The sequence below is a fragment of the Alteromonas alvinellae genome (genome assembly GCF_902705805.1).
Genome location: NZ_CACSIH010000092.1, coordinates 1 through 13,558, shown reverse-complemented (window position 1 = coordinate 13,558; position 13,558 = coordinate 1). Strand labels below are relative to the sequence as shown.

The 13,558-nt window shown below is 45.8% G+C and carries 10 protein-coding genes and 1 riboswitch; of the genes, 4 read left to right on the top strand and 6 right to left on the bottom strand.

The genetic code is table 11. The features are described from left to right. Positions 1 to 12: 12 nt before the first annotated feature. Entirely contained in the window at positions 13 to 1,098 is a 1,086-nt protein-coding gene (locus ACX5KA_RS05865) for a peroxidase family protein (protein ID WP_458730649.1), read from the bottom strand. A 77-nt stretch (positions 1,099 to 1,175) separates the two neighbouring features. After that, positions 1,176 to 1,550 carry a PKD domain-containing protein gene (locus tag ACX5KA_RS05860; protein ID WP_334050196.1) on the bottom strand — a complete coding sequence of 125 codons (375 nt, stop codon included), beginning with the start codon at positions 1,548 to 1,550 and terminating at the stop codon, positions 1,176 to 1,178. A 394-nt stretch (positions 1,551 to 1,944) separates the two neighbouring features. Between ACX5KA_RS05860 and ACX5KA_RS05855 the strand changes: the two genes are divergently transcribed. The 3 genes from ACX5KA_RS05855 to ACX5KA_RS05845 all read left to right on the top strand — a co-directional run bounded on the left by ACX5KA_RS05855 (position 1,945) and on the right by ACX5KA_RS05845 (position 4,237). Next, positions 1,945 to 2,136: a hypothetical protein gene (locus ACX5KA_RS05855; protein WP_039223445.1), complete on the top strand. Its 192-nt coding sequence runs from the start codon at positions 1,945 to 1,947 to the stop codon at positions 2,134 to 2,136. 296 nt (positions 2,137 to 2,432) lie between these two features. After that, on the top strand, positions 2,433 to 3,302 hold the full coding sequence (locus ACX5KA_RS05850; protein ID WP_039223448.1) for an MIP/aquaporin family protein: 870 nt from the start codon (positions 2,433 to 2,435) through the stop codon (positions 3,300 to 3,302). A gap of 71 nt (positions 3,303 to 3,373) precedes the next feature. Continuing rightward, entirely contained in the window at positions 3,374 to 4,237 is an 864-nt protein-coding gene (locus ACX5KA_RS05845) for a DMT family transporter (RefSeq protein ID WP_458730648.1), read from the top strand. Positions 4,238 to 4,255: 18 nt separating this feature from the next. Here the strand turns inward: ACX5KA_RS05845 and ACX5KA_RS05840 are convergent, their stop codons facing one another. Further along, a complete protein-coding gene (locus tag ACX5KA_RS05840) occupies positions 4,256 to 4,699 on the bottom strand; it encodes a DUF6314 family protein (RefSeq protein WP_458730647.1) in 444 nt (147 codons plus the stop codon). A 10-nt stretch (positions 4,700 to 4,709) separates the two neighbouring features. Continuing rightward, positions 4,710 to 6,596: a TonB-dependent receptor plug domain-containing protein gene (locus ACX5KA_RS05835; RefSeq protein ID WP_458730646.1), complete on the bottom strand. Its 1,887-nt coding sequence runs from the start codon at positions 6,594 to 6,596 to the stop codon at positions 4,710 to 4,712. A gap of 297 nt (positions 6,597 to 6,893) precedes the next feature. On the opposite strand from ACX5KA_RS05835, the gene ACX5KA_RS05830 reads away from it, so the two are divergent. Next, complete coding sequence (locus ACX5KA_RS05830; protein WP_458730645.1) at positions 6,894 to 9,017, top strand: TonB-dependent siderophore receptor; 2,124 nt, start codon at positions 6,894 to 6,896, stop codon at positions 9,015 to 9,017. Between the two features lie 125 nt (positions 9,018 to 9,142). On the opposite strand, the gene ACX5KA_RS05825 is transcribed toward ACX5KA_RS05830, so the two are convergent. Both ACX5KA_RS05825 and ACX5KA_RS05820 read right to left on the bottom strand, forming a co-directional pair. Next, positions 9,143 to 12,298, bottom strand: coding sequence for a WD40/YVTN/BNR-like repeat-containing protein (locus ACX5KA_RS05825; protein ID WP_458730644.1), 3,156 nt, complete (start codon positions 12,296 to 12,298; stop codon positions 9,143 to 9,145). A 362-nt stretch (positions 12,299 to 12,660) separates the two neighbouring features. Next, complete coding sequence (locus tag ACX5KA_RS05820; protein ID WP_421713070.1) at positions 12,661 to 13,218, bottom strand: manganese efflux pump MntP; 558 nt, start codon at positions 13,216 to 13,218, stop codon at positions 12,661 to 12,663. 19 nt (positions 13,219 to 13,237) lie between these two features. Then, a riboswitch (yybP-ykoY riboswitch) is annotated at positions 13,238 to 13,391 on the bottom strand. Between the last annotated feature and the right edge of the window lie 167 nt (positions 13,392 to 13,558).

Below are 13,558 nucleotides of genomic sequence, written 5' to 3'. Positions count from 1 at the left end.
GTACAGCAAAGATCAACAGACCCTAGTAACTTTCACGTCGATGGCTTGGTGCAACTGACTTGCAAGGCCCCTTAAAATAGGCTCAATACTTTGCTCATTGGTAAGAATGCTAGGTGCAGTAAAGAACACTTCTCTTACAGATAAATTCCCTTCGTCAATCGTATTTCCCTGTGCATCAAGCCGCAATATTTGGTCATTTATCAATGAATGACCGTGACGGAATGCTGCAATAGAAAACGCATTATAAAGCCCAGGGTCTACAGTGTTGTCATAGCCTTGATAGCGAGACAGCGCGTTGTCTCCGATAAGCGCGGGCAGATATTCATTGTAAGTAATAGCCTGAATTTCAGCGATAACCAGCCGTCGAGCGGCCTGAAAGATCTCTTCGCCAGATGCTCCTGACAACTGCTCTTCCAATATAGCCGCAAGTCGATTGTGTTCTCTTACCCACAAGGTGTGCATTACGGTAAGCCCAACTTGCTCGTTGGCGCGCACTTCGCCACCTAAAAACAGCTCGCTGTCTTCCACACCAAACGCATTACCGTTGGTTTGGCCGCTGGTATTAAAAGGCAATAAGTTACCTTCACTCGTCGCTAAGTAAGGGCTATCTTCCCCCACCCTTATCGCTGACGCATGTTCTTCGTCAGAGCCATAGACCATGCTTACTTCGATCCACGCGGAAAGCTCGTTTTCTTGCTCTCTCGGGTTTCGAGTAGACGTGCCCGTATCATGATCGAAAATAGCTCTTGAGAACAAAATAGTAGCGGAACCGGTACTTTGCGGGTCAAAAAAAGGGTGTCCGATAGGGACAGAGATATCTGCCACTTCCTCAAGACCATCAGTTAACCCGAAGTCGTGATCGATCAACTGACCCCACTGCCAAACAAAATCAGACGTGCCGAAATTGTTGGGAATAACTTCGCCAGTTTCCCGATGTTGAATATTATTGGAAATTAAGCGCGCACTAGGTCTATTTTCTCCCGGCATAGTAGAAACCCCATCTTCATATTCTGGCCCACCCCAACGTTTTAATTGGGTAAACGCTGCGCCCCAAAGTGGATTTGCGTTATTGTTTAAAGAGCCATCTATGGTTCTCACTTCTCTGTTATCAACAAAGTCGTTGTCGTCATCCCTGTTGGTGTTAACTCGCTCTCTGCGCTCGTTAGCATCTTCGTTTATCCCTGAAACGATGCTCTACGGTCATTAACCACTACGCTTACATCATCAGAAGCCCTAACTCCTTCGCCATCTGTCGCGGTAAGACGAAATACCAGGGTTTCATCATCTGAAGTAGATGGAGCACGAAAGCTCGCCGTTAAGGTGTTTGCGCCTTCGATATCAACCGCCTCTCCCGAGATTTGCTCCCATTGAACGCTAACGCTACCTTGCGTATCGCTAGCATTGCCTTGTAGCACTACCATAGACCTTTCATCTATTATTTGCCTTTCCCCTGCTTCTACTACATGGGGTGTATTAACATTGTTTTCATCAGAACTACAGGCACTGATGGCAATGACAACTGCTGTCAGTGACATTCTTACTTTTTTCATATTCAACGCCTTCTTTTACTTCTACATGAAGTAACTAAATTGGCGAGCACGAATTAACACTTGTAAAAACTCGTACTCGCTGCCCGTAATGCCTCACAACAGCAGTGCTAGTACCACAGCACTTGGAGAAACTACTCATTGTTTCGACCAGTAAAAGCAGGCGTTATTATCGGTTTTATTAGATGGCAGCGAACGCAAAATAAGATTAAACAAATATGAAAAAATCTAAAAAACTGATAAACAAGAGGTTTCGAGAATCAATCGGCAGAATCGGCAGAATCGTCAGAATCGTCAGAAAAATGTTGGCAAGTTTTTTGAAGGCCTTACAAAGAAACATGACTTTATGTTTTGAATTTAGGTTTTTCACGCTATAAAACAACGAGATTTTGACACTATGCGCCTACCAACTAAACAGCTTATTAATAAAATAGAAAACTTATCTAATGGCCTAACGCCTGAGCAGTTATCAAGCTTTCTCGATATTATTGACGCCATGACGGCATTGGTTGAGGAAGCTGGAGAGTTAAAATCTGATAGCGACACCAAAAATAATATCCCCAATACAGAGCTGTCCGTACTCCACTAGAACAAGCTTTACAGTGTTCACTGCCTTCAAATAGGAGCGCTACAGGAAACCAATAACGACGAATATTCGTTTTTGCTCATTTGCAGTTCGTTTATGTTCGGTTTATGATACCCCCAATTAAATGTACATGGGTAGCTGCGTCAGAATAAGAACTAAACGGCCTGTTAGTTAAATGAACAGTGAATACAATATTGCGCAAAACAAAACGGTTTCTGCCTTCATTTTCCCTAACATAACTCTGTCGTTTCTTTTTCTGCACAACGTGTTGTACTGGTTAAAGATTTAAAGGATGAATTATGTTACCTCTCAAGGAACCAACGCTTTTCCGTCAGTGTATTGCTGAATTCATAGGCACTGCAATTCTTATTTTCTTTGGTGTTGGTGCAGTCGCAGCATTGGTATTAACCGGTGCTTCTTTCGGTCAATGGGAAATAAGTATTGTCTGGGGGTTTGGCGTAGCTGTTGCCATTTATTGTACTGCTGGGGTTTCGGGTGCACATATCAATCCTGCGGTAACCGTTGCGCTTGCGCTTTTTCATGGTTTTGAAAAGCACAAAGTAGCCCCCTTCATTCTTTCTCAGTTTCTGGGAGCATTCGCCGCTGCCGCTCTCGTCTACGGGTTATATCATCAACTCTTTATAGACTATGAACTGACTCACAACCTTTCACGCCATAGTGAAGAGGCTCTAGCAACAGCCAGCATTTTCTCTACTTTCCCTCACGAAGCCCTCTCATTCTGGGGGGCCTTTGGCGTTGAGTTCGTTATCACTGCAGTGTTGATGTTCGCAATCCTGGCACTGGGCGATGAAAATAACGGCGCATCTCGTGGAGCCATGAATCCACTACTAATTGGTATTGTCATTGCTGTCATTGGCTCTTCTTTAGGGCCGTTGACCGGTTTTGCTATGAACCCTGCTCGCGATTTTGGTCCAAAGCTATTTTCCTATATAGCAGGATGGGAGTATGCGCTTGATGGGGCGAAAGACATCCCCTACTTTATTGTGCCTATTGTAGCGCCAATATGTGGAGCATGCTTTGGCGCTTGGCTGTACCCTGTATTAATAGGTCATTCCCTTTCGCCAGAAAGTCGCGCCTGCACTATTCCAAACGATTGCGAAACTTCCGCTGTTACACAAACTTCTGAAGCGAGTTTTGATAGAGGGTAAGCTAACTATTGATATACGAGCGGCGATAGCCTATTTTACGCCGCGGTTGAACTTACAAAGAAGCATAGCGTGTGTTTTATTTAATAGCAGTTACTGTCCTGTGGGCATTTTCCTTTTCGCTCGTAGGCGAGTTTTTGGCTGGCTCAGTAGACAGTTATTTTGCTGTTTTGACACGCATTGTGCTCGCCACACTGGTTTTCCTCCCCTTTCTTAAGCCTGCGTTATTAAACCCTAAACAAAAGGCAGTCCTGGCGAGTTTAGGTGCGGTGCAACTGGGGTTGATGTACATCTTCTTTTACCACGCGTTTTTGTATTTAACCGTACCTGAGGTACTACTTTTCACCATTTTTACGCCGCTTTATGTCGCCATTTTAAATGACGCCCTGTTTAAGCGGTTTACCCCGTTTTATTTGTTATGCGCACTTATTGCCACCGCAGGTGCAGCCATAATTCGCTTTGATGGCGTAACTGATGACTACTGGTTTGGTTTTGCCATTGTTCAAGGTGCTAACCTTTCCTTTGCACTAGGACAAGTGGGTTATAAGAAGCTGACCTCCACTTTTACAACCCAAGTGCCCTATCACAACGTATTCGCGTGGTTTTATTTAGGCGCACTGGCTGTTGCCTTACCTGCGTTCTTCCTATTTGGCGACCCAAGCCAACTACCGCAGAACACCGAGCAATGGGGAGTGCTACTGTGGTTGGGTATTGTGGCGTCGGGGCTTGGATATTACTTTTGGAACCAAGGCGCGCTAGCCGTTTCTGGTGGTACGTTGGCTATTATGAATAACGCACTTATTCCTGCGGGGCTTGTGGTTAATTTAATGCTTTGGCAAAAAGACACCGACTTTTCTCGCCTGCTTCTTGGCGGTGTCATCATTGCTATTGCACTTTGGATGTCTCATCAATACACCAAGAAACAGGGGCGAGCATAAGCCTTACCAAAGCCAACGCTACGCAGGGCTATACTCACTCACCATGGTGTAGTCTTTGCGCGGCCCAATGACCTGCCACGTAGAGCGCCACACAGGCCACGCTGTGAAGTCATAGCGCACCACGTAATTATCGTCGCCACATAAGTGCTCAGCGTTTGGGTTGGTCGCACTGAAAGAATGAAAATAGCGCTTATCGTCAAATAACACTTCGAATAAACCGGTTTGAGGCTGCTGCCAGAAATACCGACGTTCTGCGGGCATTACGCTTTCGTTAGGCGCAGTTACTTCGCCTTTTTCGTAATACGCCAAGCCGCTTTTTTCTTTTAGTACGCTGCCTTCCAGCCAGCTGAATTCAGCCTCGCCAGAAAAGGTAAATACATCGCCATTTCGCTGGATGATTTTGCGTGTTAGCGTCCATCGTCCAGCAAAATCGTCCAAGGTATGAGGAGAATTAACTGTCATTGCGCCGTCCTTACCAAAAATAGGTAACAGTGGCAGAATATTGGTCGCCGCGACCCGGCGTTCCTGGGATTTCTTCAAAGCGCTCATCCCACAAGTTATCGACTGCCAATACCAGACTTAACCCTTCAATCTGAGCAGGTGAATATGTGAAAGTGACATGTGAGAAAAACGCAGAGTCGTCGCCGTTTCTAAGCGCATTGGTTTCTTGTTTACGCCACTCGTTGTCAATGCGCACTTCAACCGTATCGGTTGCAAACCACACCAATCCAAGGGTGGCGCGATGCGGCGGATAGTTAAGCGCGTAAAAGCTCGCGTCTACTTCATCAATTCGATAGTCTTCAGACTTATCTAAATAGGTGTAGCTGGCCACCACATCTGCGCTATCAAAACGTTTAATGGCAATCACCTCAACACCTAGGGTTTCAATATCAACTGGGTTTGCACTGCGAGCTGAAGTAGCGTCGAAGCTATACGTCCAATCTGTCAGCTCGTTATCCCAGCGATAGAATACGGCGGTATCAACTTTGAAAGACGTTTTATCAAATGACGCCCCAAACTCTAAGTTTTTGCTGACTTCTCGCTGCAACTGGTTGTTACTTCTAAACAGACCGCTTGTGGTGCTGCCGCCTACAGCAGTGTAGCCAGCCACCTGCGTCGCCTCTGCATACGAAAGATAGAGTGTACGCGAGGCATTGCTGCCTGCTTGGGTAAGCCAACTAATATCGCCCACAAAAGACAGTCGGTCGTCGTCGCGATTCGTATCGTCAAACGCTCCACCTAAGCGAACGGTAAGCGATTCATTGCTGTTCAACTGAGTTCGATACTCGGGCACTAGGCTTATTTTGTAGTAGTCGCGAGAGGTGAAATTGTTCTCTAGCGTAGTTGATGTGATGTCGTCTGCAGTAAGCTGTGCTGCGTAGTTGATTCCGAATTCTTGCGATACATTATGAGTACCTGAAAACGCCAATGACTTCACTTGGGTTTCGTGAAACGCCTGAAACGCTTCAGGATTTTCACGTGAGAACACGTAATGGTCGTCATTCTCTCTGTAGTAAGCAGAAACCTCAATAGTATTGTTCATGCTCTCTTCGCCGTAGCGCTGTTTGTGATTTAGCATGACCAAACGGGTTTGAATGTCTTCTGTTTCGTTTACGTTAAAAGGCGTGTACAAGTTAGGCCAGCCAAAAAACTTTTGCTGAAATCCATAAAACACGTCTGTTTGTGAGTCATTACTTGCCAGCTGAATACGCCCTGACGCGCGTTCGAAATTATGATCGCCATTAGCAATAGTGCCATCACTTTTAGAGCGAGAATACTCCCCTTCAACGCCAACAGACCAACCAGGTAGCTCATCGACCGCGAGCTCTACTGCACCGTGTACACGCTGTAAATTGAAGTTATTATTGCCCACACCTAGTGACACACTGCCTGCTGTTTGGATAGGGCGCCAGCCGTAAGACACCGTACCTACTGAGCTATTTACGCCGTAAAGCGCGTTATCGACGCCCGTGAAAATACGCGGTTTCGTCAGCATTTCTGGTGCAATGGGAATTTCAGCGAAATAGTGCCCTGTTTGCGGGTCAATAAGCGTTGCGCTTCCTATGCGAAACCCCGTGTTTTCGAATATACCGCCGCGAATGGTGACGTCAGCCTGCGCTTCTGCCATGTTCCTTGATTGCAAGTCGACTCGCGGGTCGTACTCTAAGTTAGATATAGGTGAATTAAACGTCCCTACCGGCTTGTTGTTCGCCGTCGCCGCACCTTCAATTGTAATTTTCTCTACATCTTTTTCGTTGCTGTTCACACCAGAGTTAATGTTTGATGAATCAACATTTTCAGCGGCCATCGCGGCAAAAGGTAAAGTGCAGAAGAGTAAAGATAGGGTTGTGTGACGCATTCAGTGTCCTAGTTAAAAATTTAGGTTCAGCCTGCAGGCAAGAGTAATAAAAACGCGAAGTGTATAGCATTAGTAGACCGAGGAAAACGCTGCGAAGGTGAGTTTAGACCAGTAAGTTTATTTCTACTCACAGCCATGCACATTTCCACTTACCAATATAAACAGCCTGTATGCACTTACTCCTACACTAAAACCAGTTCGCTCATTTCCCCCCTTATTGCTCTTGCCAAAAGAAATGAGATAACATAACATTTGCAACCTTTACAAAAACTGCCAAAGATACGTCATCCCTTGCTTATGCTTGACCTTAAAACTCCGTTTATATTTTCTTTAGTTGCATTATCAGTAAGCGCTGCTGCGCAAACAGATGAAAGCCCCCTTCAAGGTGATCATGATGAACTTGAACACATTGAAGTAAAAAGACACTTTCAGCCATATCGTGGTAACGTACCGCTAATCGACACCCCACAAGCAATCGACCGAATTACCGCGGATACGTTAGCGAATGAAGGGATCACGCGCTTCATCGATGCGTTAGATTTTGCACCCACTATTGTTAGACAAAACAATTCTGGCGGCATGTTCGATAGCTTTGCGATCCGAGGTTTTTCTGGCGATGAAAATAACCCATCGGGTTATTTAATAAACGGCTTCAACGTGCGTGGCTATAGCGGCAATAGAAGCACCGTTAACGTTCAAACCATAGAAGTAATGAAGGGCCCAGGCTCTGCCTTATATGGTCAAGGGGAGCCTGGCGGTACCATAAACATAATTACCAAAAAACCTCAGTTTGAAGAGCAAGGCTACATCCAAGGTACCGTAGGTAACTTTGATAAAAAGCAAGTTGAGTTCGATTACACGAACGGCATTAATTCAGACATGGCGTATCGCGTTAATGGTTCATACGAAGACTCTGATACTTATCGCGATAACGTGTTTTTCAAAAATTTGAATCTTAACCCTTCATTCATTTGGAACATTTCTGATCACACCAGCTTAAGCTATCAGATGGAAATATTGGATCAGGAAAAGCCGCTTGATCGCGGTGTGTTCATATTAAATAACGACTTTGACGCTGTAGAAGCCGAAGACTTTTATGGTGATGTGAGAGACGGAGCACATGAGGTTAAAGCCTTCGGACATCAGCTAGTGTTAAATCACGAGTTGAGTCACAACTGGCATTTACTCAGTGGCTTCGCCTACAGAGACTCTTCTTTTGAAGGGCAGTCTTCAGATACTGAACTGTCAGAAGGCCGTCAGCTTTTGTATACCGATCCATCTATCCTCTCACGGCAACGTAGAACCCGCGACTATCAAGCGCAAGACTTATCACTACGCTTTGAATTAAGTGGCGTGGTAGACGTGGCAGGCTTCGTAAATAACGTCTTATTTGGTTTAGACTATTACAACTACCACATCGATACAGACTATCGTCGTTGGCGCACTGCATGGGGTGCAGGTGATACCACTTATAGCATCGACCCTGAAAATCCAGACTCCACTATTTTCAGACCTGACGTTACGCCCACTACACTTACCGCTGAAAAGCAAAAAGGGTTAGGTTTCTACGCACAAGATGTTATAGAACTTAGTGAAGCGACCAAGCTTTTAGTTGGCTTTCGCGTGGACAAGTTCGAGCAAGACATTTTTAATAAGTTAAGTAATGAAGGGCAAGAACAAGACCAAACGGAAGTGACGCCACGCTTTGGATTCGTGTATGAAATCAATGATTCCGTAAGCCTTTACACTAGCTATGCAGAAGGTTTCAGACCCAACCCAGGACTTGATTCTGACCGCAACGCATTTGCCCCTGAAGAGACCACCTCTTTTGAGGTAGGTGCTAAGTGGGAAAACATTGCTGATATGTTTTCTGGTAGCGTCGCTATTTTTGATGCTGAAAAGACCAACATGCTTACCGCTGAACCTAACACTGGCTTTTCAGCTACGCTCGGTGAAGTTGAAAGCCAAGGGCTAGAATTTCAGTTAACGACTGACCTTACTTCAGACATTCGCCTTGATATGGCCTACGCGTACATAGATGCTAAAACCGCGAACGAAGTTAACAACTTGGATTGGGGCGTTCCTATTCCTAAAGGGTCGCGCTTAATCAATATTGCCAAGCATTCGGGGTATATCTCGCTTAATCATTTCACCAGCATATTTGAAAAAGAAGCGTTCTTTGGTGTGACCATGCGTTACGTGGGCGATCGCTTAGGGCAAACCACCGATCCAACATTCATTTTGCCGTCTTATACCCTTTTGAACTTAGCAGGGTCGGTGAATATCAGCGATGCACTTTCTATGAGATTTGACGTGAATAACCTGTTCGACAGAGATTATTTTGAGAACTCATACCATCAGCTTTGGACCATGCCGGGCTCACCGACTAACTATACGGTGAGCGTTAAGTACCAGTTCTAATGCGCAGCTGAAAGCGCGTTGCACGCGCTATGATACGAGTGCTCGTATACAAAAAAGGCCAGAAAGATTATATCTTTTGGCCTTTTTTATTTAAAAATTCTAGCTAAGAATTGTATCCCAATAGCCTATAAACTCTCTAAATCAAACGCGCCTTGCTTTGAGAGCTTTTCGTTTAATGGCTTCACTTCTTCACCAAACAAGGTTTCTAGCTGTACTTTATACTGCTGCCACTTTGCGTCTAAGTCTTCCAACCGTTTTAGTGCACCAGCTTGTGCAGGCGCGCCCGTTCTGTCGAAGTTATCCATCAAGAAACGCACTTGTCTGTCGAGCATATTCGGCCAGTTAATGTCATCCTCAAAAGTTTGATGTTTGGGCTGAATAACCAAGGCTTCCCAGTCGTCGATTGCACTAACAATGCGCTCGATTGAAGCCGACACATCGCTTGCCAGCATTACGTTATCTTCAGACACACCGTTTAATTGTGCTCGCACATCACGGGCTTTTTGCAGGTGTGCAAACAAATCATTCAGTAAGCTTTCTGTAGCCTGAATGCTCTTTTCAACCACTTGAAGTTGCGCTTTATCTGCTTCTTCTCTTGGGTCTGGAAGTACTTTAAACGCGCGGGTTTGCGCCTGTTCACCTACTGTGATTTTCGCTTTGTAGTCTCCAGGCATAACACGGGCGCCGTTCCAACCGCCAAACAGTTTCACATTCTCGATGCAGTTCAACGGCTCACGGCGAAGATCCCATACAAATTCGTTGTAACCCGCTTTTGTTGCAGGGTGTTTAAATTTAACAGGGCTGCGAACGTCTTCGTTACCCTTCGCGCACTTCTCAAATGCACTAGGTGCAGATGACAGTGTGCGAACAAGCTCGTTATCGGCATTAAATATATCAATGCGTAGCGTTTGCTCTTCTTCTAATGCGTCTTTCAGGTAATAGCGGAAGGTAGCGCCACGTGGTGGGTTTTTCGCTTGAGGCTGGTCAGTCATGCCACCGCCAGATAGCAAGCGAATGCCATCTACGGGTTCGAACTGAAACAGCGCTTCGCCATCTAGCGACTTATGCACTTCACGTAGCGGACTCATGTCATCTAATATCCAAAAGCCTCGCCCTTGGGTTGCAATGACCAGATCATCACCTTTAACCTGCATATCGGTAATCGCCACAGGCGGCAGGTTTAAGTCTAGCTCTTGCCAGTGTTTACCGTCGTCGAAACTAATAAACATACCGCTTTCTGTACCCGCGAATAGCATACCTTCGCGCTCTGTATCTTCACGTACTACACGAACAAAGGCGTCCTCTGGTAGGCCTTCGTCAATACGCTTCCAGCGCTTGCCGTAGTTGTCGGTTTTGTAAATGTAAGGCGTGTAGTCATTTAATTTATAGCCTGCTACCGCAACGTAAGCTCTGCCTTGTGCGTGAGGGCTAAGTTCTATGGCATTGACCTGCGCTTCTTTTTTATGAGGCGTAACATCTTTCCAGTTTTTGCCCTCATCACGGGTTATATGCAGCTTACCGTCATCGGCTCCAACCCAAAGCTCGCCTTTGTTAACTGCCGATTCGGCAATATAGAAAACCGTGTTGTAGTATTCGGCCCCGGCCTGTTCATTGGTAATCGGACCGCCATTCAGCCCCTGCTTTTCTGGCTCGTTACGGGTTAAGTCTGGGCTAATTTCCTGCCAGTTCACACCGCGATCTGTGGTTTTTAAGATCATCTGCGTGCCATAGTACACGGTGTCAGGATCATGCTTTGACACTACCACTGGGGCATTCCAGTTGGTGCGGTACTTTTGATCCCGTGCGTTTCGGCCAAACACATATTCAGGGTAAGGCATAATGGGCCGCGTTAGCCCAGTATCGCGGTGATATTCGGTTAATGTACCGTTGATTGTAGTAGCGTAGATCAGTGTTGGATCGTCAGGGTTAAACGCAATATGCGCGCTTTCGCCACCACCCACGGCAAACTGGTCTTCTATTCCCATGCCGTCACCCCAAGTTTGAGAGGGCGTTGCCATGGTTGAGTTATCTTGCTGCCCGCCATAAACGTAGTAAGGGTTTAAATTGTCGGTAATAACGCGATAAAACTGCGCCGTTGGCTGGTTGTAAATGCTTGACCAGGATTCACCGCCGTCGAAAGTAACGGTTGCGCCACCGTCATTAGCGTTGATCATGTTTAAGCTATTTTCAGGGTTTATCCACATATCGTGGGTATCGCCATGGGGTAACGAAACCGTCTCGAAGGTTTTGCCGCTATCAATAGATTTGTGCAGCTGCACATTCATCACATACAGAGTATTTTCGTCATTAGGGTCAACTTTGATGTGGTTGTAGTACCACGCGCGGGCTTTAAGAATGTTGTCGCCGTACATTAACGACCACGACTTACCCGCATCGTCACTGCGATATACACCGCCTTCTTCAGCCTCGACAATAGCATACAGGCGCTTCGGGTTAGACGCGGCAATATCTACACCGACTTTACCGATAAGCGTAGGCAGTCCTTTTTCTAATTTGTCCCAGCTTTCACCGCCATCTGTTGACTTATAAAGGCCACCGCCCTCACCGCCTGATTTAATAAACCAAGGTGTTCTGCCGTGATGCCACATGCTGGCATAAAGAATTCTGGGGTTAGATGGGTCGATTGCTAAGTCAGCGGCGCCGGTATCGGCATTCACTTTCAACACGTGCTGCCATGTTTTACCGCCGTCTACCGTTTTGAATATACCGCGCTCTTCATTAGGCCCCCAAATATTGCCTTGTACCGCCGCCCAAGCTATGTCGGGATTGGTTGGATGTACGCGAATTTTGGGGATTTGACCGCGTTTATCTAAACCTACCAGTTTCCATGTTTCACCGCCGTCAGTAGATTTATAAATACCTTTACCGTGGCTAGTGGTTACGCCTCGAATAGGGCCTTCACCCGTACCTACGTAAATAACATTTGGATCTGAGGGGGCAACGGCGATAGAACCAATACTGCCCACTGTGAAAGTTTTATCAGATATGGCTTTCCATGATAAACCCGCGTTTTCGGTTTTCCAAACACCGCCACCTGCGGTGCCCATAAAATAAAGGTTGGTATTGCCTTCAACCCCTGTAACCGCTACCGAACGCCCACCGCGATAGGGCCCAATAAAGCGATACTCCATTTTATCGAAAAGTTCAGGGTTAATAATATCTTCAAGTGCGAATGCAGAATGCGAGAAACTAGAAAGTGCGCTTACGCAAATAGCAAAAGCTGCCACCATTTTCCGAGAAACCAGTCTCTGTGAAACCATAGATAGTGCCTTGTCGTGTTTTTTATTTTTAATAATATGAGGTTCTTATACTGCTTTGTTATAGACGTTATGGCAAAAGTTTTTGTTGGACGTGTTCTTCACTCGTTTGAAGCGCTGACGATATCGACGAAATATTCAATGTGGTTTTCTTTATGATGCCGCAGTGAGAAAATAACCACCGTTGATGGAACGGGGCAACGGGCTGTCTCAAAACGAGAGCGCTGATTACCCCTGAACATAACGTTCTCAACACCCCCATGAAATTTAACACGTCAGTAATTACGCATTAGCGATGAAATACCGCACAAGAAATGTCTACAATCACAACTTGAAGATAAGTGACTGTCCTTCCTCTTTTATGACTAGAGAGTGTGACTCGCGAAGATCCAAATACCAACCGAAACAAGCACAATGCCACCAAATGTCTCTGCTCGCTTACCTATCAGTGTTCCCATAACACTGCCCAACATAATGCCAATAGTTACCATAGAAAAAGTGGCTATCCCAATTAACGTCGCAGCAATAGCAATATTCACATCAATTAGCGCGAAACTTGCCCCCACTGCCATTGCGTCGATACTTGTGCCTAACGCAGTAATACACAATAAAATAAAGGATTGTTTTTGAGACGTTAACTCTTCTTCGGCAGGTTTCAGGCTCTCGAGTACCATATGAATACCTAAACCAGAAAGAATGATTAGCGCAATCCAATGATCCCATGCTTCAACGTATGAAGACGCTGCGCGACCAATGAACCAGCCTATAAATGGGGTTGCTGCCTCTATTAGTCCGAACAAAAGGCCAATTTTAAGGGCAAAACTTAAACGAGGGCGGTTGATTTTGACACCTTTGCCTATCGCGGCGGCAAACGCATCTGTTGACATAGCAAAGGCTAGCAAGATAAGAGCGAAGATACTCACAGTTTTAGAACTCCGGTCAGGCTAATTGAGTCCACGACAAATCCACACACCTGACCTTTAAGCGTGGACTTATCGATGGTCTCGCCAACCAATAGGTGTTTGTACCATGGTAATGTGACCAATTATGTTGATACAAACTTTTCCATTTGAAACGGAAACAGGCTACTCCCCAACCGAGGGCGACACGGTAATACAGTCGCCATAAACTAATCAAGTTGATTGCGACAAACTGCCCAACTTGAGATATAAATGACGGCATGTTCACGCTCTTTCGATTGCACATATTCCATCAGTGGTCATGCGCTCTATTATACCAGTCCGCATAGATCATTGCCCACTC

Bases quoted from the DNA above. Each gene is read 5' to 3' on its own strand.
- ACX5KA_RS05825 (WP_458730644.1), bottom strand. From the start codon at position 12,298: ATGGTTTCACAGAGACTGGTTTCTCGGAAAATGGTGGCAGCTTTTGCT.
- ACX5KA_RS05850 (WP_039223448.1), top strand. From the start codon at position 2,433: ATGTTACCTCTCAAGGAACCAACGCTTTTCCGTCAGTGTATTGCTGAA.
- ACX5KA_RS05840 (WP_458730647.1), bottom strand. From the start codon at position 4,699: ATGACAGTTAATTCTCCTCATACCTTGGACGATTTTGCTGGACGATGG.
- ACX5KA_RS05860 (WP_334050196.1), bottom strand. From the start codon at position 1,550: ATGAAAAAAGTAAGAATGTCACTGACAGCAGTTGTCATTGCCATCAGT.
- ACX5KA_RS05835 (WP_458730646.1), bottom strand. From the start codon at position 6,596: ATGCGTCACACAACCCTATCTTTACTCTTCTGCACTTTACCTTTTGCC.
- ACX5KA_RS05855 (WP_039223445.1), top strand. From the start codon at position 1,945: ATGCGCCTACCAACTAAACAGCTTATTAATAAAATAGAAAACTTATCT.
- ACX5KA_RS05830 (WP_458730645.1), top strand. From the start codon at position 6,894: ATGCTTGACCTTAAAACTCCGTTTATATTTTCTTTAGTTGCATTATCA.